Here is a 21,257-nt window from a genome sequence, read left to right on the forward strand (position 1 = left end):
AGTGATCTCCTCGGACGCCTACGAAGTGAGCTGTCGGGTTCGGATGGGGAGAGCAATCACCCGGCCTCACTAGGAGGCTTCACCCCGAGGACACTCGCGTGCCCGGCTTACCTGGTTCCCCCGCCCCTGTCACGTTCTGGCTGCTCAGGACCGGTGACAGGGTTCGGCGTCCGGACCTGGACCTACCCGTTGCTGGGGAGGCGAGATCGACCGTACTCGTCCGGCGCGCAATTGTCACGATTAGGTCACATACCGTCTTGTGATGGAACGTCCCTGGCAATGAGTGCCCCGTGCCACCATGGCGTGCATGTCCGATTCCACGCTTGACGCCCTGGGCGCCCGGTACGACGTCGTGGTCGTGGGCGCCGGTCACAACGGCCTCACCGCGGCGGCCTACGCGGCCCGTGGCGGGCGCTCGGTCCTCGTCCTGGAGCGCGCGGACCACGTCGGCGGCGCCGCCGTCTCCGCCCGCCCGTTCGCGGGCGTCGACGCCCGCCTGTCCCGCTACTCCTACCTCGTCTCGCTCCTGCCGCGTCGCGTGGTCGGCGAGCTCGGCCTGCCGATCCGCCTCGTGCGCCGGCGGTGGTCGTCCTACACCCCGGTGGCCGACGGCGGCCTGCTCGTCGACACCCAGGACGACGCCGCGACGCGCGCCTCGTTCCGCCGGCTCACCGGGTCCGACGCCGACTTCGAGGCCTGGGGTCGGTTCTACGCGATGACGGCCGAGGTGGCCCGCCGCCTCGCGCCCACGCTCACGGAACCCCTCCTCCCGCGCTCCGCCGTCCGCGACCTCGTCACCGACGGCGTGGGCGCCGAGGCATGGCGCGCCCTGTTCGAGGAGCCCCTCGGTGAGGTGCTGCGCCGCACCTTCGCCGACGACGTCGTGCGCGGTGTCGCCGCCACCGACGGGCTGATCGGTACGTTCGCGGACCTCGACGAGCCGTCCCTGCGGCAGAACCGCTGCTTCCTGTACCACGTGATCGGCAACGGGACCGGCGACTGGGACGTCCCCGTGGGCGGCATGGGGGCCGTCTCGGGCGCCCTGCGCGACGCCGCCGTGGCCGCCGGCGCGACGATCGTCACCTCGGCCACGGTGACCGGGGTGGACCCGGGGGCCGTGGGCGCCGAGGTCGCCTGGACCGACGCCGGCGGGCGCACCCGGGGCGTGACCGCCGGGCACGTGCTCGCAGGCTGCGCGCCGGCCGAGCTGGACCGGCTGCTGTCGGGGGCCGGGCGGGGGGCCGCGTCGGGGGTGGTGGCCGGTGGGCCCGGGCCTGCCGGTGTGGCCGGGCCGGGGCCCGAGGGCGCCCAGCTCAAGGTGAACATGCTGCTCGACCGGCTGCCGAGGCTGCGGGACGACGTCGACCCCGTCGCCGCGTTCAGCGGCACGCTGCACGTCAACGAGTCGCTGACCCAGCTCCAGGACGCCTACGCGCAGGCCGCCGCCGGGCGCATCCCCGACCTGCCGCCCAGCGAGATCTACTGCCACACGCTGTCCGACCGGACCATCCTCGGCCCGGCGCTGGCCGGGACCGAGGCGCAGACCATCACGCTGTTCGGGCTGCACATGCCGGCCCGGCTCTTCCGCGCGGACCCCGACGGCGCCCGTGAACGGGCGCTCGCGGCGACGCTGGCCTCGCTGAACTCGGTGCTGGCCGAGCCGATCGAGGACGTGCTCGCGGTCGACGCCGACGGTGCGCCCTGCCTGGAGGTGCGGACGCCGGTCGACCTGGAGGGCGACGTCGGGCTGCCGGGCGGGCACATCTTCCACCGCGACCTGAGCTGGCCGTTCGCGGAGGACGGGAGCAGCGCCGGGGCCGGGGACGGCGGAGCTGGCGGCGTCGCCGGGGCTGGCGGTGGCCGGGCCGGTGGCGCCGCCAGCAGTCCCGCCGGTCGCTGGGGCGTCGCGACGGCGCACCCGCGGGTGCTGCTGGCCGGCGCGGGCGCCCGCCGCGGCGGGGGAGTGAGCGGCATCCCCGGCCGCGCCGCAGCGATGGCGGTCCTGGAGACCCCGGCGACCTGACGACGTCGTGGCTCCGTCCGCCTGCCGGCAGCCAGGCTGCCCAGCGGCCCGGACCCGAGGTCAGTCGAGGGTCAGGGCCGCCGCCGGGGTGACTCGGGCAGCCCGGCGGGCCGGGAGGACCGCGGCCAGCAGGCCCGCGAGGACACCTACCGGGAGGACGGCGGCAAGCTCCAGCCACGGGATCCGCCAGGTCGCGGCATCGAGGGCAGCCTTCACGAACGTCTCGTAGCCCACCCAGGCGAACCCGACGCCCAGCACCGTGCCGAGCAGGGCGGCCGTCACGGACAGCAGCACCGCCTCGGTTGCGAGCATCCGGCGCAGCTGCCTGCGGGTGAGCCCGAGCGCCCGCAGCACGGCGTGCTCCCGGGCCCGCTCCAGCACGGAGAGCCCCAGCGTGTTCGCGATGCCGACCAGGGCGATCACCACGGAGATGCCGAGCAGCCCGAGCGTCGCGCCCGTGATGATCCCCAGCATCTGGTCGTCGGCGGCCTCGGCCCGCAGCCCGTTGTCGACGTCGGCGCCGACCGTGTCCGCCAGCGTCTCCAGGGCGCCGACCAGGGCGACCGGGTCGGCGTCGGCCGCGGCGCGCACCCAGACGGCGTGCGGCCGGGGCGTACCGAGGGCCGCCAGCGTGCCGGACGCGACCAGGCCGGCGCCGCCCCAGCCGCTGCCCGTGGTGACCTGCAGCTCCACCTCCGGGGCACCGTCCCCGGCAACAGCCTGCGCCGTCACCGGGTCGCCGAGCACGTCCGCGGGGTCGTCGCCGTACACGTCCGCGTCCAGCGCGACCGTGCCCGGTCCGACCGCCGCGAAGGTCCCGCCGTCGCGGGCGACCAGGCCGGCGTCGGGCGCGCTGAGCAGCAGCAACGGCCGGTCCGCCCCGTCCTGACCAGCCCCGCCGCCGGCCCCCCGACCGACCTCGACCAGCACCCCCTCCACCACGATCGCCTGGCCCACGCCCGGCGTCGCACGCACCTGCTCCAGCACATCGGCGTCGAGCGGCCCGTCCCACGACGTGAGCGCCACGTCGAGCGGGTGCGCGGTGCCGTGGTTCGCGTCCACGGACGCGCGCGTCGTAGCCAGGCCGGTGAGCACCGCCGTCGTCAGGGTGACGCCCACCAGCAGGGAGGCCGTCGTGGTGGCCGTGCGCCGCGGGTTGCGCACGGCGTTCTCGGTCGCGAGCCGGCCACCGGTTCCGAGCAGCGCCCCGATCCCGCGCACCACACGCGGCACGAGCAGCGGGCCGAACAGGAGCACGCCCGCGAACAGCGCGGCGCCCCCGGCCACCATGCTCACCGCGCTGTCCTGGACCGCCGCCACCGCCAGCAACGCCGCCCCGCCGGCCAGGAGCACCGCCCCGAGCACCACGCGGACGCGGCCGGTGCCGGTCCGCGCGTCCACGACGCCGTCGGGCCGCAGGGCCGCCAGCGGGCTCACCCGGACCACGCGCCGGGTCGGCAGCCACGACGCGAGCAGCGTCACCACCAGGCCCACGGCGAACCCGCCCAGCAGCCACCAGACCGGCAGCCGGTCGGGAGCGCCCAGCGGGCTGTTCCGCGTGACCGCCCCGGCCAGCGCGATCAGGCCGTAGCCGAGCCCGATCCCGGCGCCGACCCCGCCCAGCGAGGCGAGCACGCCGACGACGACGGCCTCCCGGCGCACCGATCCCAGGACCTGCCGCCGCGTGGCGCCCACGCAGCGCAGCAGCGCGAAGTCACGCACGCGCTGGGCGAAGAGGATCGCGAACGTGTTGGTGATGACCAGGACCGAGACGATCCCGGCGATCCCGGCGAACACCAGCAGGAGCAGCGCCATGGTGTTCACGTTGTTGGTGTGCTGGGCCATGCTCGCGGCGACGAGCTCCTGGGGCGTGAGCGCGACCGCGCCGTCGGGCAGCCGGCCGGGGTCGCCCACGACCACCGCCCGGTCCAGCAGCAGCGTGTCGTCGTCGCGCCAGTGCAGCAGCTGGTCGAACGTGATGTACACCGCGGCCTGGCCCAGGTTGGCCGACGCCGCGCCGATCCCGACCACCCGCAGGTCGACCGCGTCGCCGCCGGCGCCGAGCGTGACCGTGTCGCCGACGGCGATCGTCATCTCCTGCGCGGTCCAGGCGTCCACGACGGCCTCACCCTCGCGCTCGGGGAAGCGGCCCGAGTCCAGGGTCTGCCAGCGCAGCCGCGGCAGGTCGGCGATCGACCCGACGAACTTGCCGGCGGCCTGCTCGTCGCCCGCCCGCAGCGGCAGGGTGGCGCTGCCGAGCACCGCCACCTCGTCCCCGTGCTGGGCGGCATAGGTGATGGCGTTCTGCGTGCCCAGGTTCGTGACGACGTGGTCGGCGCCGGCGAACGGGGCGCCCGCGCCCGCCAGGATGCGGTTCTGGGCCCCCGTCGTGAGCACGCCGACGGCCACCACGAACGCGACCGCGACGACGACGGCGGTCCCCGCCGCGACGTACCGCCGCAGGTGCCGCCGCAACGAGGCGAGAAGGACGGTACGCATCAGGCGATCAGCCCGTCCTGCACGGTGACGACGTCGTCGGCGTAGGCCGCGGCGTCCGGCTCGTGCGTGACCATGACGACCGTCTGGCCGAGCTCGCGGGCCGACCGCCGCAGGTGGTCCAGCACCTCCGCCGACGTGGTGCTGTCCAGGTTGCCCGTGGGCTCGTCGGCGAACAGCAGGCTCGGGGAGGTGATCAGGGCGCGCGCGATCGCGACCCGCTGCTGCTGCCCGCCGGACAGCTCCGCCGGGAGGTGGTCCAGCCGGTCCGCGACACCCAGGGATTCGGCCAGCTCGTGCGCGCGCTCGCGGGCGGCGTCGTCGAGCCGAGGGCTGCCCAGCTCCAGGGGAAGGAGGATGTTCTGCCGCGCCGTGAGCATCGGCAACAGGTTGAACGACTGGAACACGAACCCGATGTGCTCCCGGCGGAAGACCGTCAGGGCGTCGTCGCCGAGGGAGCCGAGGTCCGTGCCGTCGACGACGACCGTCCCGCCGCTCGGCTGGTCGAGCCCCGCCAGGCAGTGCATCAGCGTGGACTTGCCCGACCCGCTCGGCCCCATGATCGCCGTGAACCGGCCGCTCGGGACGTCGAGGTCGACGCCGCGCAGGGCGTGCACCTGGGCCGCGCCACGGCCGTACGTCTTGGTCAGGCCGCGGGCGCTCGCGGCCGGGGGCCGGCCGCCGGGCTCCCCTGCGGGCTCGCCGCCGGGTGTGCCGGCGGGCTGGGGCGTGGGCCGGCCGGGGCCGGGCTGGGCGTCGCGCCGGGTAGCGGTCGCCGGTGCGCGTCTGCTGGTGGACATGTGCCCAGCCAAGGCAGCGGGCGGTTGCCGGGGTGTATGCGGAATTCGATACGCCCGCGATATACCCCGCCTCCGTAGCATCGAGGGTATGCGCGTGCTGATCGTCGAGGACGAACCCGAGCTGGCGGACGGCATCCGCGCGGGCCTGCGCCTGGAGGCGATCGCTGCCGACGTCGCGGGCGACGGACACACGGCCCTGGAGCTGCTGAGCGTCAACGCGTACGACATCGCCGTCCTCGACCGCGACATCCCCGGGCCGTCGGGTGACGAGATCGCCCGGAGCCTGGTCGCGTCCGGCAGCGGCATGCCGATCCTGATGCTCACCGCCGCCGACCGGCTCGACGACAAGGCGTCGGGGTTCGAGCTGGGCGCCGACGACTACCTCACCAAGCCGTTCGAGCTGCGCGAGCTCGTGCTGCGGCTCCGGGCGCTCGACCGCCGCCGGGCCCACCACCGCCCGCCGGTGCGGGAGATCGCGGGCCTGCGCGTGGACCCGTTCCGGCGCGAGGTCTACCGCGACGGCCGATATGTGCCGGTGACCCGCAAGCAGTTCGCCGTCCTGGAGGTGCTCGTGGCGGCCGACGGCGGCGTCGTGAGCGCCGAGGACCTGCTGGAGCGGGCCTGGGACGAGAACGCCGACCCCTTCACCAACGCGGTGCGTATCACGGTGTCGGCGCTGCGCAAGCGGCTCGGTGAACCCTGGGTGATCGCCACGGTGCCGGGCGTGGGCTACCGGATCGACGTGCCGGCCCCCGCGGAAGCCGGCCGTGGATAGGGCGCCCGGCCTGAGCGTCCGCCTCAAGCTCACGCTGAGCTACACGGGGTTCCTCATGCTGGCGGGCACGCTCGTGCTCGCCGTCGTGTGGCTGTTCCTGCTGCGGTACTCGCCCCGGGACGGGATCGACACGCTGCGCGAGCTCCTCAACCCCGGGGTGTTCATCGGCGGGTGGGGGCCGCGGGTGTTCCTGCCGGCCGCCACGCTGGTGATGGCATTTCTGCTGGTGTTCGGTCTGGTGGGCGGCTGGTTCCTCGCGGGCCGCATGCTCGCCCCGCTGGCGCAGATCACCGACGCCACCCGCCGGGCCTCGGGCGGGTCGCTCGCGCACCGGATCCGCCTGCCCGGCCGCCGTGACGAGTTCCGTGAGCTGGCCGACTCCTTCGACGCCATGCTCGCGCGGCTCGAGGCGCACGTCGCCGAGCAGCGCCGGTTCGCGGCCAACGCCTCCCACGAGCTGCGCACGCCGCTCGCGATCGCCCAGACGTTCCTCGAGGTGGCCCGCAAGGACCCGGACGGCGCCACCGGCGAGCTCGTCGAGCGGCTGCACGCCGTCAACTCCCGCGCGATCGACCTCACCGAGGCGCTGCTCGTGCTCAGCCGCGCCGACCAGCGCTCCTTCACCCCGGAGCACGTCGACCTCTCGCTCCTGGCGGAGGAGGCCACCGAGACGCTCCTGCCGCTCGCCGGGCGACGCGGCGTCACGATCGAGACCACGGGCGACGTCACCCCGACCACCGGCTCGCCGGCGCTCCTGCTGCAGCTGACGACCAACCTCGTGCACAACGCGATCGTCCACAACCTGCCCGACGGCGCCCCCGAGCCCGGCACCGTGCACGTCCACACCGACACCGGGCCTGGCGGCGCGACCCTCGTCGTCGAGAACACGGGGGAGCGGCTCACCGAGGGCCTGGTCGCCACGCTCGCCGAGCCGTTCCAGCGCGGTACCGAACGCGCCCGCGCGGCCCGGTCGGGCGCCGATCACGTGGGGGTGGGCCTGGGCCTGGCGATCGTCCGGAGCATCGCCGAGGCCCACGACGGGACCCTCGCGCTCGCGGCTCGCCCCGGCGGAGGCCTGCGTGCCACGGTCCGGCTGCCGCCCGGGCACGTCTGACGGCATAGGGGGGCGGGGCGGGGTGCGCGCCAGGTGCGGAGCGCCTGCTACCGGCTGCCCGGTGCCGGGCGCCGGACCGACCATGCACCTGCTGCCAGATGTGGCTTCCGCCTGGCAGCAGGTGCATGGTTGCGGACCCGCCGACGCAAACGTCGCTCAACCGGTCGGCGACCGGCTCGGCAGGCCTGACCGCGTCGGGCCGTGAAGCACCATGCACCTGCTGCCAGGCGAGCGTTGCGTCTGGCAGCAACTGCATGGTCGATCGCGTGGGGCTCCGGGCGATCAGCCCTCCTGCGCGGCCGTCCAGGCGTAGGCGGGGTCCGTGACCAGCAGGTCCTCGTGCCGGCCGCGGGCCACGACGGTCGCGGGGGCTCCGGCCGCCCCCGGTGTTCCGGTCCCGCCGGACCCACCGGTTCCGCCGGACCCACCGGTTCCGCCGGACCCACCGGGGAGGCCGACGTCGCCCGAGGCGCCGCCGGCCAGAAGCAGCACCTCGTCCGCGACGGCCAGCGGCGTCAGCCGGTGCGTGGCCACGAGCACCGCGCGCCCCGTCGTGCGGGCATGGGCGGCGACGGCGTGCACCAGCGCGTCGGCGGTCCGCCCGTCGAGGTGCTCGGCGGGCTCGTCCACGAGCAGCACCCGGGCGGGCGCGAGCAGCGCCCGGGCCACGAGCAGCCGACGGCGCTCGCCGCCCGACACAGCCGCGGCGTCCGTGCCGACCACGGTGTCCAGGCCCGCCGGCAGCGCGGCGAGCCATCCGCCCAGCCCGACGGCGTCCAGTGCCGCGCGGGCCTCGTCGGGCGTGACGTCGCCGCGCGCGACCCGCAGGTTCTCCAGCACCGTCGTGTCGAAGACGTGCCCGTCCTCGGCGACGAACAGGGCGCCGGAGCGAGTGCTCGTGCTCGATCCGACGTCGTCGCCGACCCCGACCGTGCCGACCTCGACCGTGCCGGCCCCGGCCGGCGGGATCAGCCCGGCCGCCGTCATCAGCAGTGTCGTCTTGCCGACGCCGGACGGCCCCGCCAGCGCGACCACCGACCCGGGCCGCAGCGTGAGGGAGACGCCGTCGACGGCCACGACCGGCCGGCCGTCCGGGCCGGGCCAGCCCGCGGCGACGTCGTCGAGCACGAGCAGCGCGGCGTCGCCCCTACCCCCCGACGGGTCAGACGCGCGGACCACCCCGGCGGCCCGTGCGTCTGAGTCGTCCGTCGGGTCCGTGGGCAGCAGCGCCAGCAGCCGCCGCGCCGCCTCGCGCGACCGGTGCAGCTGGACCGCCGCGGCGGGCAGCCCCGCGGTCGCCTCGAACACGGCGAGCGGCGTCAGCACGATCACCGTCAGCGCTTCGGGCGACAGCGTCCCGGACAGCGCGGCCGGGATCCCGAACGCCAGCGCCGCGAGCACCGCAAGGCCCTGGGCGAGCGCCCCCAGGGCGGCGGCGCGCCCGGAGGTGCGGGCGCCGTCGTCGGCGACGGCGGACAGGCGCGCGTCCGCGGCGTCCAGGTCACCCAGCCGCGCGCCGAACCGGCCGGAGACCCGCAGCGGCGCCGACTCCTCCAGGAGCTCCAGCGACAGCGCCGTCACCTCGCCGCGGGCCGCCGCGCCCCGCGCCTCCGTGCGGGCCGCCGCCCGCGCCGCGAGCCACGGCGTCACGACACCCGCCAGCACCAGGCAGGCCGCCAGCGCGAGACCCGCGGCCGGCAGCAGCACGCCCAGCAGGATCACCGACCCCAGCGATGTGACCACCGCGACGCCGGCGGGCACTATCGCGCGCACCACCACGTCGCCGACGTCGTCCACGTCCTGGCCGATCCGCGCCAGGAGCTCACCGCGCCGCACCGTGACCGGCCGGTCGTCGCCGGCGAGCCGCTCGTAGAGGTTGGCGCGCAGGGCCGCCATCCCGCGCAGCGCGACGTCGTGCGAGGCGAGGCGCTCGCAGTAGCGCAGCACGCCGCGCCCGATGCCGAACGCCCGCACCGACACCACGGCCACCGACAGCGTCAGCACCGGCGGCATCTGCGACGCCCGGGCGACGAGCCAGGCTGCGACCGCCGCCAGCCCGATCGCGCAGGTCAGCGCCAGCGTGCCGAGCGCGATCGCGGCCGCGACCTTGCCTGGCCGCACCTCCAGCAGGGGCAGGATGCGCCGCAGCGGGTCTGGGCCGCGGGCGTCACGGCGCGGCTTGGGCGGGGCTGCCGCCGGCCGGGCCGGGCCCCGGGTCACCTGGTCGTTCATCGTGGCTCCTGACCGTTCGCGAGACCGGATGTCTTCGCCGGGCGCGGTCCCGGCTCGGGCGCGGGCCCGGCGGTGCCGACCCCGTGCGGGTCCGTCCCCGGAGCCGCGGCCCGGTCCGCTGCGTCGGCCCCGGCCGCCGGGTCCGCCGCCGAGCGGACGTCGATCACCTGGTCGGCGAGGGCCAGCAGCGAGGCCCGGTGCGCGACGACGAGCACGGTGCGGCCCGCGTCCCGCCAGGCCCGCACGGTGTCGAGCACGGCCTGCTCGCCGCGCGCGTCCAGGTGCGCGGTGGGCTCGTCGAGGATCACCAGCGGCCGGGCCGCGGCGTCGTCGAGCAGGGCGGAGGTGAGCGCGACGCGCTGGCGCTGTCCCACGGACAGCCCCACGCCGCCGAGCCCGATGCGGGTGTCCCAGCCGTCGGGCAGGCTGCCGACGACGGCGTCCAGCCCCGTCAGGCGGGCGGCCTCCGCGAGGTCTCGGTCCTGGTCGGCCCCGGCGGCGCCGTCGAGCACGACGTCGCGCAGCCGCCCCGGCGGGAGCGCCGGGCGCTGCGGCACCCAGGTGAGTCCCGACCACCACGCGTCGAGCCCGCCCGGCTCCGCGTCGGCCAGTCCGCGGAGCGGGGCGTCGTCGGGGCCGCCGTCCGGCAGCAGCCCGACCCGTCCGGCGTCCGGTTCGAGCAGGCCGAGGACCGTGAGCACGGCGGTCGACTTGCCCGACCCGCTCGGCCCGCGCAGGGCGACGACCCGGCCCTCGCCGGGTACGCCGGACCCCAGCGGGATCCGCGCGGACAGTCCGGCCGGCGCGATGACCCCGCGGCCCCCGGCGCGCACCGAGACCCCGTCGAGCACGAGCGTCCGCCGCACGGGCACGCTCGTGCCTGCCGAGCCACCCGACCCCGCGGAGCCTCCCGTACCCGCGGCGCCCCCGGCCCCCGCGCCGACCTCCGCCGCGCCGCCCGAGACCAGCGCGAACGCCCGGTCCACCGCGGCCACGCCGTCGACCGACGCGTGGAACTCCGCCCCGACCCGCCGCATCGGCAGGTAGATCTCGGGGGCCAGGACCAGCACCGCCAGCGCGGGCTGCAGTTCCATGGCGCCCTCGACGAGCCGCAGCCCGACGCCCACGGCGATGATCGCCACCGAGAGCGTCGTGAGCAGCTCGAGCACCATCGACGACAGGAACGCGATGCGCAGGGTGCCCATCGTGGCCCGGCGGGAGGCGTCGCCCAGCGCGCGCACCCGTTCGCCCGGCCCGAACGACCGGCCGAACGCGCGCAGCGTCGGGAGCCCGGCCACCAGGTCGAGCACCTGGGCGCCCAGCCGTTCCACGGTGGCGAGCCGCCGCTGCGACATCCCGGCCGTCAGGCGCCCGACGAGCACCATGAACATCGGCACGAGAGGCAGCGTAACGATCGCGATCAGGGCGGAGACCCAGTCCAGGCCGAGCACCACGCACACGAGTGCGGGCGTGACCAGGGCGGTCAGCACGAGCTGCGGCACGTACCGCACCAGGTACGGTTCCAGCGCGTCGAGGCCACGTGTCGCGAGGGTCGCGACCTCGGCCTCCGGGCTCGCCCCGCTCCCGCCGCCCGACGTCGACGCGGGGCCGGGCGCCGTCGTCGTCCTGGCACTCGAGACGCCGCCGTCCGCGGCCACTGCCGAAGGACCGTCCGCGGCGGCCGACACCGCTGCCGCGGAGACCGAACGGGCCTCCGCCACTGCCGCCGTCGGCCAGGAGGCCCGGGGCCCGCGCAGCGCCCAGGCCTCCACGACCGCCCGGCGCAGCTCGGCGATGGTGCGGGCGGCCGCGCGCAGCGCGTACCGCTCCTGCGCCCAGGCGACGACGGCGCGCCCGACCACCACCACCGCGAGTCCGGCGAAGGGCCACACCAGATCGGGCGCGGAGACGCCGTCCCCGCGCACGACCGGGGTCAGCAGCGCGGCGATCAGGAGTGCCTGCGCGACGATCAGCGCGGCGGCGGCCACACCGAGGCCGACCGTGAGCGCCACGTACCAGCGGGCCGCGTGCACGTGGCGCAGCAGGCGAGGGTCGAGCGGTTTCATGACGAGATGGTCCCGTAGCCGGACGACGTCCGGGTCAGAACGCCGACTCCTTGATCTTCTTCCAGGTCAGGCCGGCAGGGGCGGGGATGTGGTCCACCGTGAGCCGGCGCCGGAAGACCCAGTAGGTCCAGCCCTGGTACAGGATCACCAGGGGCGTGAGGAACACGGCGACCCAGGTCATGATGGTCAGGGTGTACGGGGTCGAGGACGCCTCGGCGATGGTCAGCGAGTTGCCGCCGTCCAGGCCCGGCATGACGTCGGGGTACATGGAGCCGAAGATCAGCACGACCGCCGCGACGATGGTCACGGCCGAGAGGCCGAAGGCCCACCCCTCACGTCCGGCGCGGTTGGTCAGCGCGACGCCGACCAGACCCACCGCGGCGACCACGACGACCGCCCAGGTCCAGGTCACGGAGAACGCGAGCTGCGCCCAGACCGCCCAGCCACCGGCCACGACCACGGCCACCACCGCCAGCACACCGGCGAACCGCCGGGCCCTGGCGCGGATCTCGCCGTCGGTCTTGAGCGCCACGAACACCGCCCCGTGCAGCAGGAACAGCACGAGCGTGGTGGCGCCGCCGAGCAGCGCGAACGGGTTGAGCAGTGCCCAGAAACCGCCCACGTACTGGTGCGCCTCGTCGAGCTGGACGCCGCGGACCAGGTTGGCGAACGCCACGCCCCAGAGCACGGCGGGTACCCAGGAGCCCACCTGGATCGCGACGTCGCAGCGGCGCGCCCACACGGCGTCGGCGATCTTGCCGCGGTACTCGAAGGCGACCCCGCGCACGATCAGGGCCACGAGGATGAGCAGCAGCGGGAGGTAGAAGCCGGAGAACAGGGTGGCGTACCACTCGGGGAAGGCGGCGAAGGTGGCGCCGCCCGCGGTGATCAGCCATACCTCGTTGCCGTCCCAGAGCGGACCGATGCTGTTCACCAGCACGCGCCGCTCCTTCTCCCGGTGCGCGGCGTTGCCGCGGGGGAGCAGGGACATCAGCATCCCGACGCCGAAGTCGAACCCTTCGAGCACGAGGTACCCGGTCCACAGGATCGCGATGATGAAGAACCACACGAGTGCGAGGTCCACGGTCACTTCCTTGTCTTCGAGAGGCTGGTCTTCGAAAGGCTGATCTGCATGGGACTGGTCGGCATGGGGCTGGGCCTCGTAGGGCTGAGCCTGCGCATCAGTAGGCGAACGAGAGGGGCCGGTCGGAGTCGTCCCCGGCGGCCTCGGGCGACTCGTCACGGACGGTCATGGGCACGCCCTCGATCGCGTACCGGTGCATGAGCCGGTACCAGACGACGGCCAGCGCGCCGTAGACCAGGGTGAAGACGATCATCGAGGTGAGCACCATGCCGGGGCTCACCACCTCCGAGACCCCGCGCATGGTGAGCAGGCGGATCTGGTCGATACCGGTGGGGTTCGGGGCCACCACCCATGGCTGGCGGCCCATCTCGGTGAAGATCCAGCCGAACGACGAGGCGAGGAACGGCGTGGGGATCGCGATGATGCCGATGCGGGCGAGCCACTTGTTGTCGCTGACCCGGCCGCCGCGCGTGAACCAGAGGGCGGCCAGGGCGAGCAGCGCGGACCCGGCGGCGAACCCGATCATGAGCCGGAAGCTCCAGTAGGTGACGGCGAGGTTCGGTGTGTACGAGATGGCGTTGCCGGCCTCGTCGGTGGCGCCGAACTTCTCCGAGTACTGCTCCTGCACGTCGTTGACGCCGGGCAGGAAGCTCTCCGGGCCGGAGAAGTGCCCGGTGCCGAGGTAGCTGGCCAGGCCGGGCACCTCCAGGACGTGCCGCACGCCCTCGCAGGAGTTGGAGAGGTCGCCGATCGTCAGGATCGAGAAGTTCGCTGCCTCCTCGCCGTCGCACAGCGCCTCGGCGGACGCCATCTTGCCCGGCTGCTGCTCGAACATGAGCTTGCCCTGGACGTCGCCCGACAGCGCGACGCCGACGCCGGCGACCAGCATGACGACCGTGCCGAGGATCACGGCGGGGCGGTACACGTTGCGGGCGAGCTCGACGGACTCGGGCTGCTTGGTCCGGGCCAGGCGCACCATCCACCAGGCGGCGATGCCCGCCACGAACGTCCCGGCGGTCAGGAAGGCCGCGGCGACGGCGTGGGGGAAGGCCGCCCAGAGCGTGTTGTTGCCCAGGATCGCCCAGATGGACTCCATCTCGGCGCGACCCGTCTCGGGGTTGTACCGGGCGCCGACGGGGTGCTGCATCCAGGAGTTGGCGGCCAGGATGAAGAAGGCCGACAGGTTCACCGCGACGGCCACGGCCCAGATGCAGGCCAGGTGCACCTTCTTGTTCACCCGGTCCCAGCCGAAGATCCATACGCCGAGGAAGACCGACTCCACGAAGAACGCGGCGAGGGCCTCCATGGCCAGCGGGGCGCCGAACACGTCGCCGACGAACCGCGAGTACTCGCTCCAGTTCATGCCGAACTGGAACTCCTGCACGATCCCGGTCACCACGCCGAGCGCGAAGTTGATCAGGAAGAGCTTGCCGAAGAACTTGGTCAGCCTCAGCCACCGCTCGTTCCCGGTCCGGACCCAGGCGGTCTGCATGATCGCCACGAGGGGCGCCAGGCCGATCGTGAGGGGGACGAAGATGAAGTGATAGACGGTGGTGATGCCGAACTGCCAGCGTGCCAGGTCGAGAGCTTCCACTCCGGGCTCCTGTGGTTTCTCCGAACGGCTCTGTCCCTTTGGACGCTAGGCCTGATCTGCCAGGTCCGCGCGTTGCCGCGGGGTGAATCCGTCGCTTGTGAATGTCTTCACAAGGCACTGTACACGCACTCGGGGTGCCGTTCGGTGCGTTGTTGTCCGCGCCTTCAGCAGGGGCGATGCGGAAGGGGTCTCCTGTGCGATACTGGTCGAACCCGCGTAGGCCCACATCCCTGCGCGGCCTGCAGAGTCCAACACTGCCCGCGATCCGCACGCGGTGCCGCTGTCACGCAGAACGTGGCCGCAGGCGTCCGCGAAGATCGTAGGAACGGGGCCGCAGCCGAGACTTCCGTCCAGATGTGTCGCTTCGCCGCGATGCATCCACCGGACGACCGACCGCCTGGCGGTCCGCGTGGTGTGGGGCGGACGCCGGGCTACAGGAGCACCCAACGTGACGCCTTCCAGCACCACCGGTTCGACCATCGGGTCACAGGATGATCACGACGCACCTGAGGCGAACGCCCAGGTCAACACTGGTGGGGAGGCCCCGGCGGACGCGACGTCCACCAAGCGCCCGCGTCGCCGCGCCACCCGGTCCGTCGTCTCGACGGCCAAGCACGTCGAGCCCATCGTCGTCGGCTCGTCCGACACCCCTACGACCCCGGCCGAGGGTCAGCCCGTGACCACGGGCGGCACCGCCGCCGTCGCCACGCCGACCACGCCCGCGGCCGGTGAGCCGGCCGCCAAGCGGCCGCGCCGCCGCGCCACGCGCGGCGTGTCCACGCCCACGGCGGCCGAGACCCCGGCTCCGGCCGCGCCCGTCGCCGAGCCGGTCCAGGACCAGCCGGTCGCGACCGAGCCCGTCGAGGCCGCCGCGCAGGCCGAGGCAACCCGGACTGAGACAGATGTCACTGCCGAGGTCGCTTCCGAGGCCGCGGTCGCCGCGGAGCCTGCTGCCGCGGAGCCCGAGGCCGCGCAGCCCGAGCCGGAGTCGCAGCCCGAGCCCGCCGCGGAGGAGTCCGCGCCGCTCGGCATCGACCTCCCCGAGCCGGTCGCGGCCGCAGAGGCGCCCGCCCGCGGGGTCGTCAGCCTGGACGACATCGTCCTGCCGGGTGGTCCGGCGGCCGAGGCCGCCCCGGCCGAGAAGTCCGCGCCCAAGCGCCGTAGCCGCAAGAAGGCCGAGCCGGTCGCCGACGTCGATACCCCGGCCGAGCAAGCCGTCGAGGCCACGCAGGAGCAGGCCGAGCAGGCTGCCGAGCCGGCGCCCAAGCGCAGCCGGTCGCGCCGCAAGCCCGCCGCCGAGGCCGTGCCGGCCGAGGAGGCCACGGCTACCGCCGAGACCCCCGCCGCCGAGGCCCCTGCCGCCGAGGCCCCCGCCGTCGAGACCCCTGCCGCAGAGGAGCCGGCCGAGGAGCCCGCCGCTCGGGCCCGCACGCGCCGCGGCGGTCGCCGCCCGGCGTTCGAGCAGCCGGCGGCGCCGGCGCAACCCGCGCAGTCGCCCGCCGCGACGACCTCGGGTACCCGCGTGCCGCGCCTGGCCACGACGGCGCTGCTGTTCCAGGCACCCGACGACTCCGCGCGCCGGTCACGCCGCGCCCAGGCCCCGGCCGGTCCGCCGCGCCCGCAGGACCTGACGCCGCAGTTCGCCCGTCCCGTCGCGCGCCCGGTCGAGCCGGCCGCCGAGAAGCCGGCTGCCCCGGCCGAGGCCTCCGCGCCCGCCGAGCAGGCCGCCGAGGCGCCGGTCGAGACGCCTGCTGCGTCCGCCCCCGAGGCGGCCCCGGAGCCCCGTACCCGCAGGTCCGGCTCCCGCCGGGCCGTGCGCCGCACGGGCCCGAGCGCCGAGCAGCCCGTGGAGGCCCCGGCCGAGCCCGCCGCGCAGGAGAGCACGCCGGCCGAGGTCGAGGCCACGCCGGAAGCACCTGAGGCAGCCGAGGCCACCGCCCCGGCAGCCCCGCAGTTCGTCGCCGCCGAGCTGAGCGACGACGACGCCGCGGCGGTCGACGAGGTCGGCGCCATCGAGGAGGAGCTGGTCGCCGAGGGCGTCGAGCTCGAGGAGCTCGCCCCGGGCGACTTCGAGGAGTACGACGACGAGGACGTGCGCCCGTCGCGCCGTCGTCGTCGCCGGGGTGGCCGCGGACGCCGTGGCGGCCGCACCAACCGCTCGGACGAGATGGACGACTCGGCCGACGAGGACCAGGACGACGAGTCCGAGGAGGACGCCCAGTCGTCCGACGACGAGGACGGCGACGCCGAGGACTCGGGGCAGGACTCCGCCGAGGGTGACGCCGAGGGCGAGGGCGGCAGCCGCCGTCGTCGGCGTCGTCGCCGGGGCACCCGCGGCGAGCGGGCCGAGGCGGCAGCCGCCCGCACGGGCCGCAGTGACGAGGTCACCGCGCTCAAGGGTTCCACGCGCCTGGAGGCGAAGCGTCAGCGTCGCCGTGAGGGCCGCGACCACGGCCGTCGCCGTCAGATCATCACCGAGGCCGAGTTCCTGGCCCGCCGCGAGTCGGTGCAGCGGTCGATGATCGTGCGCGAGAAGGACGGCCGCACGCAGATCGCGGTGCTGGAGGACGGCGTGCTCGTGGAGCACTACGTGTCGCAGCAGTCGCAGGCGTCGATGGCCGGCAACGTGTACCTGGGCCGGGTCCAGAACGTGCTGCCCTCCATGGAGGCCGCGTTCGTCGACGTCGGCAAGGGCCGCAACGCCGTGCTGTACGCGGGCGAGGTCAACTGGGACGCGGCGGGCCTGGAGGGCCAGCCGCGCCGGATCGAGCAGGCGCTGAAGTCGGGCGACTCGGTGCTGGTGCAGGTCACCAAGGACCCGATCGGCCACAAGGGCGCACGCCTGACGAGCCAGGTCACCCTGGCCGGCCGCTACCTCGTGTTCGTGCCCGGCGGCGGCATGACCGGCATCAGCCGCAAGCTGCCCGACACCGAGCGGTCGCGCCTCAAGAAGATCCTTCGCGAGGTGGTCCCGGACGGCGCCGGAGTCATCGTGCGCACCGCCGCCGAGGGGGCGAGCGAGGAGGAGCTGCGCGCCGACGTCCAGCGCCTGCAGGGCCAGTGGGACGCCATCCAGGCCAAGTCGAAGAAGGCGTCCGCCCCTGCCCTGCTGCAGGGTGAGCCGGACATGGCGATCCGAGTGGTCCGCGACATCTTCAACGACGACTTCTCGTCGCTGGTGGTGCAGGGCGAGGGCGCGTGGGACGAGATCGCGCACTACGTCGAGGAGCTCGCTCCCGACCTGCGCGAGCGCGTGTCCAAGTGGGTCGAGAACACCGACGTGTTCACGGTCCACCGCGTGGACGAGCAGCTCGCCAAGGGCATGGACCGCAAGGTCTGGCTGCCCTCGGGCGGCTCGCTGGTCATCGACCGCACCGAGGCCATGACGGTCGTGGACGTCAACACCGGCAAGTTTACCGGTGCGGGCGGCACGCTCGAGGAGACCGTCACGCGGAACAACCTCGAGGCGGCCGAGGAGATCGTGCGGCAGCTCCGCCTGCGCGACATCGGCGGCATCATCGTCATCGACTTCATCGACATGGTGCTCGAGTCCAACCGTGACCTGGTGCTGCGTCGCCTGGTCGAGTGCCTGGGCCGGGACCGCACCAAGCACCAGGTCGCCGAGGTGACGTCGCTGGGCCTGGTCCAGATGACGCGCAAGCGCGTGGGCCAGGGCCTGGTCGAGGCGTTCTCCGAGACGTGCGAGCACTGCAAGGGCCGCGGCTTCATCGTGCACGAGGAGCCGATCGAGAAGCAGGGCTCCGGCTCGGGCGCGCCCGCTGCGGTCGAGGAGAGCCCGCGTGCGGCGCGGTCGCGCCGCAAGCGCGGCAAGGACGCCAAGGAGAAGGCGGCTCCCGCCCAGGAGCCGGTCGCGCCCGTCGCCAGCCTGCCCGAGGAACGGTCCGAGGCGCGCGAGGCCGTCAAGGCCACGCTCGCGACGATCGCCGCCGCGGCGCAGCACGCGCACGAGACCAAGGACACCGCCGAGGACGGTCCTGCCACGCTGGACGAGATACAGCTGCCCCCATCGGGCTCCGGCTCGTCGGGCCAGGCCGCTCCGGTGTCCGGTGACGCGCCCGAGCCCGCGGGCTCGCCCGCTGACGCCGGTTCGTCGGCGGACGCCGCGCCGTCGACCGACGACACGCCGGAGGGGGGCTCCGGCACTGGGCAGCCGGAACCGCCCAAAGGAGCTGGCGACGAGGTCGCCTGAGCAGAAGAAGGGCTTCTGGGCGTGGCTGACCGGCCGCTGACCTGAACCCGACGAGGGTCGCCACCGCGAGGTGGCGGCCCTCGTTTTTTGTGCCCGGGAACGGCCGGCTCGGGCGCCCCTGGACTTCTCCGGGCAAATCTCTTGCGGGTGCCCCACGTTCTATGGTTCATTAGTCGAGTAATGAACCAATGAGGTGCGACCGAGACGACGGAGACCGAGATGACAACCATCGCCGCGAGGCCGACGACCACCCGCCTGGGGTACGTCGACAACCTGCGGATCCTGCTGACCGTGCTGGTCCTGGCCCACCACAGCGCGCTGACCTACGGTGCACTGCCGATGTGGTACTGGACCGAGCCCAGCGAGAGCCTGTCCGGACTCGCGCTCGTGGCGTTCGTCGTCGCGAACCAGTTCTGGTTCATGGGCTTCTTCTTCCTGCTCTCCGGCCTGTTCGTGCCCGGCTCGGTGGACCGCAAGGGGCCGGGCGCGTTCGCCCGCGACCGGCTCGTCCGGCTCGGCGTCCCGCTGATCGTGTTCTGGCTGGTCGCGCGGCCGGTGCTGTCGCTGCCGGGCTGGCCCGAGCGCCGCGACCAGGGGGAGTCGTTCCTGCGGTTCTGGTTCAGCACGGGCGACCCCGGCCCGATGTGGTTCGTCGAGGTGCTGCTGGTGCTGTCGCTCGCCTACGCGGCGTTCCGGGCCGTTCGGGCCCGCTCCACCGCTCGTCTCGGTGCCGTGCCCGGGACCGACGCCGCCACCGACACCGCCACGTCCCTGGTCGCCCGCCCTCTGACCTTCCGCGCGATCGCCGCCTTCGTCGCGGTCCTGACCGTCGTGACGTACCTCTGGCGCCTCGCCGTGCCGCTGGGCACGTACTGGCCGGGGGTCGGCCTCCCGACGCCGGCCTACCTGCCGCAGTACGTGCTGCTCTTCGTGGCCGGGGTGCTCGCCACGCGCCGCGGCTGGCTGACGTCGCTCACCGTGCGGCAGGGCCGGGTCGCCCTGATCGTGGCGCTCGTCGGGGTGGGGGCGGCCCTCGGTGCGTCCGCCCTCGCGTCCGCGCCCGACGCCGGGATCGTCGTGCTGCTCGCCCAGAGCCTCGCCGAGAACGTCGTGGCCATCGGTGCGGCCGTGGGCCTGCTGGTGCTGTTCCGGGAGCGGTTCTCGGGCCAGCCGGCCTGGGCGCGGTTCGCCGCCCAGCACTCCTTCGCGGTGTACGTCATCCACCCGCTGGTGCTGGTGGGCGTGGCGATGCTGTTCGCGCCGCTCGTGGCCCCGGCGGGCGTGAAGTTCCTGATCCTGCTCGTGCTGTCGGTGCCGCTCTGCTGGGGCGCCGCGTACCTGCTGCGCCGCATCCCAGGCGTGGCGCGCGTGCTGTAGCCGCGGGTCGTGGCGTGAAGGTCCGCCTGCGGTCAGGCCTGCGTCGCGTCCGGGACGCAGGCCTGACCGCAGGGTCGAAAAGGACTTCCGCCGGTAGGCGCTGCCCGGGAGGATCGAGGGCGTGACACCCAAGACCTACGCCCGTGGGATGACCCCCTCCGGGACGGCTGTGACCTTGCGTGGCTGGACCGCCCACGACCTCGACGCGTTCCGTGGATGGCTGCGCCCCGAGCACGAGTGGCACCGCTGGGACGGCCCGTACTACCCGGTCCCGACGGCGGGACAGGCCGACGCACTCGTCGCGGCGCTGGCCCGGAGCAGCGGGCTGGACCGGGCGGCGGGCGGCGAGCCGCCGTCCGACACACCGCCCGACGGTGAGGACCCGGCCGACGGCGAGGACCCGCCCGATGGCGAGGACCCGCCCGATGGCGAGGACCCGCCCGCCGCCGGTGATCTCCTGCCGCCGGGCAGGCTCGTGGTCGACGTCGGCGGTGTGCTCGTGGGGACGGTCGCCTGGTACTGGGAGTCCCGCGAGACGGAGTGGGCGCGCATGGGCGTCACCGTGTACGACCCGGCGGTGCGCGGCCGGGGGATCGGGCGCACGGCGCTGGCGCTGTGGACGTCATTACTGTTCGAGAGCACGCCCTGGGTGCGGCTCGACTTCGCCACGTGGTCGGGCAACGACGCGATGCTCGGCGTGGGCAAGGCGCTGGGGTTCACGGAGGAGGCGCGGTTCCGGCAGGCCCGGATGGTCGACGGCGTGCGCTACGACTCGGTGGTGATGGGCGTGCTGCGGGACGAGTGGCGCGACCCGGCACGCCGTCAGCCGTTCCGCGGCAGCCTCTCGTAGAAGCCCGCGATCGTCCGCGAGAAGAGCTCGGGGAACTGGACGTTCCACGGGTGGCCCGCGCGCGGGACGATCCGCAGCTCCGCACGCGGGATCCCGGCGGCCAGCTCGCGCGCCGCCGGGATGTTGGCGACGTCGCGGCTGCCGCACAGGACGAGCGTCGGCGCCTGGATGGTCGGTAGCCCGGCCCGGAAGTCCGCGTCCGCGACCACGCGCAGGGCGCCGAGCCACTGCGCCTTGGTCAGGCCCATGCCGGCGGCGGTGCGCTCCGGCAGCATGCGCACGATCGTGCGCTGGATCAGCATCAGGGCGGGGTGTGGTCGCACCTGGCTGCCTGACAGGACGAGCGACGCCACCCGGTCGGGGAAGTCGAGCGCGAGCCGGGTGGCGGTCATTGCCCCGAGCGACAGGCCGCAGACGTGTGCCCGCTCGATGCCCCGCTCGTCGAGCAGGTCGCGCAGCCCGCGGGCGGCGCCGGCCAGCGTGAACTCGCCGGGGGTGGCGGCCCGGTCGAGGCCCGGGATGTCGGGGGCCAGCCCCGTCAGCCCGGCGGGCAGCGTGCCCAGCTGGGCGGCCCACGGGTCCTTCCCGGCACCCAGCCCCGGCAGGAACAGCACGGTCTCGACGTCGGTGGTCATG

General features: G+C 74.6%; 13 protein-coding genes and 1 riboswitch. Of the genes, 6 read left to right on the forward strand and 7 right to left on the reverse strand.

The genetic code is table 11. From position 1 onward, the window contains the following. Positions 1 to 152, reverse strand: a riboswitch (cyclic di-AMP (ydaO/yuaA leader). A 155-nt stretch (positions 153 to 307) separates the two neighbouring features. Continuing rightward, positions 308 to 2,023, forward strand: a complete 1,716-nt coding sequence (locus tag ACH47X_RS21575) for a phytoene desaturase family protein (protein WP_397406814.1) — start codon at positions 308 to 310, stop codon at positions 2,021 to 2,023. Between the two features lie 60 nt (positions 2,024 to 2,083). Here ACH47X_RS21575 and ACH47X_RS21580 read toward each other — a convergent pair whose 3' ends face one another. Further along, positions 2,084 to 4,522 carry an FtsX-like permease family protein gene (locus ACH47X_RS21580; RefSeq protein WP_397406816.1) on the reverse strand — a complete coding sequence of 813 codons (2,439 nt, stop codon included), beginning with the start codon at positions 4,520 to 4,522 and terminating at the stop codon, positions 2,084 to 2,086. After that, the gene (locus ACH47X_RS21585; RefSeq protein ID WP_397406818.1) at positions 4,522 to 5,319 is read right to left on the reverse strand and encodes an ABC transporter ATP-binding protein; all 798 of its coding nucleotides are present in this window, start codon (positions 5,317 to 5,319) and stop codon (positions 4,522 to 4,524) included. Before ACH47X_RS21585 ends, ACH47X_RS21580 begins: the two co-directional genes overlap by 1 nt. Positions 5,320 to 5,407: 88 nt before the next feature. On the opposite strand from ACH47X_RS21585, the gene ACH47X_RS21590 reads away from it, so the two are divergent. Together ACH47X_RS21590 and ACH47X_RS21595 are read left to right on the forward strand one after the other, a co-directional pair. Next, complete coding sequence (locus ACH47X_RS21590) at positions 5,408 to 6,094, forward strand: response regulator transcription factor (RefSeq protein WP_142038591.1); 687 nt, start codon at positions 5,408 to 5,410, stop codon at positions 6,092 to 6,094. Beyond that, a complete protein-coding gene (locus tag ACH47X_RS21595; protein WP_397406820.1) occupies positions 6,087 to 7,208 on the forward strand; it encodes a sensor histidine kinase in 1,122 nt (373 codons plus the stop codon). The genes ACH47X_RS21590 and ACH47X_RS21595 overlap by 8 nt, the downstream gene beginning before the upstream one ends. A gap of 282 nt (positions 7,209 to 7,490) precedes the next feature. On the opposite strand, the gene cydC is transcribed toward ACH47X_RS21595, so the two are convergent. The 4 genes from cydC to ACH47X_RS21615 all read right to left on the reverse strand — a co-directional run bounded on the left by cydC (position 7,491) and on the right by ACH47X_RS21615 (position 14,184). Then, positions 7,491 to 9,440 carry a thiol reductant ABC exporter subunit CydC gene (gene cydC, locus ACH47X_RS21600; RefSeq protein ID WP_397406822.1) on the reverse strand — a complete coding sequence of 650 codons (1,950 nt, stop codon included), beginning with the start codon at positions 9,438 to 9,440 and terminating at the stop codon, positions 7,491 to 7,493. Beyond that, positions 9,437 to 11,506, reverse strand: a complete 2,070-nt coding sequence (gene cydD / locus ACH47X_RS21605; RefSeq protein WP_397406824.1) for a thiol reductant ABC exporter subunit CydD — start codon at positions 11,504 to 11,506, stop codon at positions 9,437 to 9,439. The genes cydC and cydD overlap by 4 nt, the downstream gene beginning before the upstream one ends. A gap of 34 nt (positions 11,507 to 11,540) precedes the next feature. Continuing rightward, positions 11,541 to 12,590 carry a cytochrome d ubiquinol oxidase subunit II gene (gene cydB / locus ACH47X_RS21610; RefSeq protein ID WP_397406826.1) on the reverse strand — a complete coding sequence of 350 codons (1,050 nt, stop codon included), beginning with the start codon at positions 12,588 to 12,590 and terminating at the stop codon, positions 11,541 to 11,543. A gap of 97 nt (positions 12,591 to 12,687) precedes the next feature. Further along, the gene (locus tag ACH47X_RS21615; protein WP_397406828.1) at positions 12,688 to 14,184 is read right to left on the reverse strand and encodes a cytochrome ubiquinol oxidase subunit I; all 1,497 of its coding nucleotides are present in this window, start codon (positions 14,182 to 14,184) and stop codon (positions 12,688 to 12,690) included. 448 nt (positions 14,185 to 14,632) lie between these two features. Here ACH47X_RS21615 and ACH47X_RS21620 point away from each other — a divergent pair, with 448 nt between their 5' ends. From ACH47X_RS21620 to ACH47X_RS21630, 3 genes are all read left to right on the forward strand, one after another. Further along, positions 14,633 to 18,394 (forward strand): Rne/Rng family ribonuclease, encoded by a 3,762-nt coding sequence (locus ACH47X_RS21620; RefSeq protein WP_397406830.1) that lies wholly within the window; start codon positions 14,633 to 14,635, stop codon positions 18,392 to 18,394. Positions 18,395 to 18,613: 219 nt separating this feature from the next. Next, positions 18,614 to 19,771: an acyltransferase family protein gene (locus tag ACH47X_RS21625; RefSeq protein WP_397406832.1), complete on the forward strand. Its 1,158-nt coding sequence runs from the start codon at positions 18,614 to 18,616 to the stop codon at positions 19,769 to 19,771. A 121-nt stretch (positions 19,772 to 19,892) separates the two neighbouring features. Further along, the gene (locus tag ACH47X_RS21630; protein ID WP_397406834.1) at positions 19,893 to 20,621 is read left to right on the forward strand and encodes a GNAT family N-acetyltransferase; all 729 of its coding nucleotides are present in this window, start codon (positions 19,893 to 19,895) and stop codon (positions 20,619 to 20,621) included. Here the strand turns inward: ACH47X_RS21630 and ACH47X_RS21635 are convergent. Then, positions 20,594 to 21,256, reverse strand: a complete 663-nt coding sequence (locus tag ACH47X_RS21635) for an alpha/beta fold hydrolase (protein WP_397406835.1) — start codon at positions 21,254 to 21,256, stop codon at positions 20,594 to 20,596. The two genes, ACH47X_RS21630 and ACH47X_RS21635, sit on opposite strands and share 28 nt — an antisense overlap. Position 21,257: the final 1 nt, after the last annotated feature.

This window comes from Promicromonospora kroppenstedtii (assembly GCF_044389675.1).
GTDB lineage: Bacteria > Actinomycetota > Actinomycetes > Actinomycetales > Cellulomonadaceae > Promicromonospora > Promicromonospora kroppenstedtii.

What these genes read in the sequence shown, in the direction of transcription:
- ACH47X_RS21635 (WP_397406835.1), bottom strand. Translation starts at nt 21,256, where the DNA reads ATGACCACCGACGTCGAGACCGTGCTGTTCCTGCCGGGGCTGGGTGCC.
- ACH47X_RS21585 (WP_397406818.1), bottom strand. Translation starts at nt 5,319, where the DNA reads ATGTCCACCAGCAGACGCGCACCGGCGACCGCTACCCGGCGCGACGCC.
- ACH47X_RS21625 (WP_397406832.1), top strand. Translation starts at nt 18,614, where the DNA reads ATGACAACCATCGCCGCGAGGCCGACGACCACCCGCCTGGGGTACGTC.
- cydC (WP_397406822.1), bottom strand. Translation starts at nt 9,440, where the DNA reads ATGAACGACCAGGTGACCCGGGGCCCGGCCCGGCCGGCGGCAGCCCCG.
- cydD (WP_397406824.1), bottom strand. Translation starts at nt 11,506, where the DNA reads ATGAAACCGCTCGACCCTCGCCTGCTGCGCCACGTGCACGCGGCCCGC.
- ACH47X_RS21575 (WP_397406814.1), top strand. Translation starts at nt 308, where the DNA reads ATGTCCGATTCCACGCTTGACGCCCTGGGCGCCCGGTACGACGTCGTG.
- ACH47X_RS21590 (WP_142038591.1), top strand. Translation starts at nt 5,408, where the DNA reads ATGCGCGTGCTGATCGTCGAGGACGAACCCGAGCTGGCGGACGGCATC.
- ACH47X_RS21580 (WP_397406816.1), bottom strand. Translation starts at nt 4,522, where the DNA reads ATGCGTACCGTCCTTCTCGCCTCGTTGCGGCGGCACCTGCGGCGGTAC.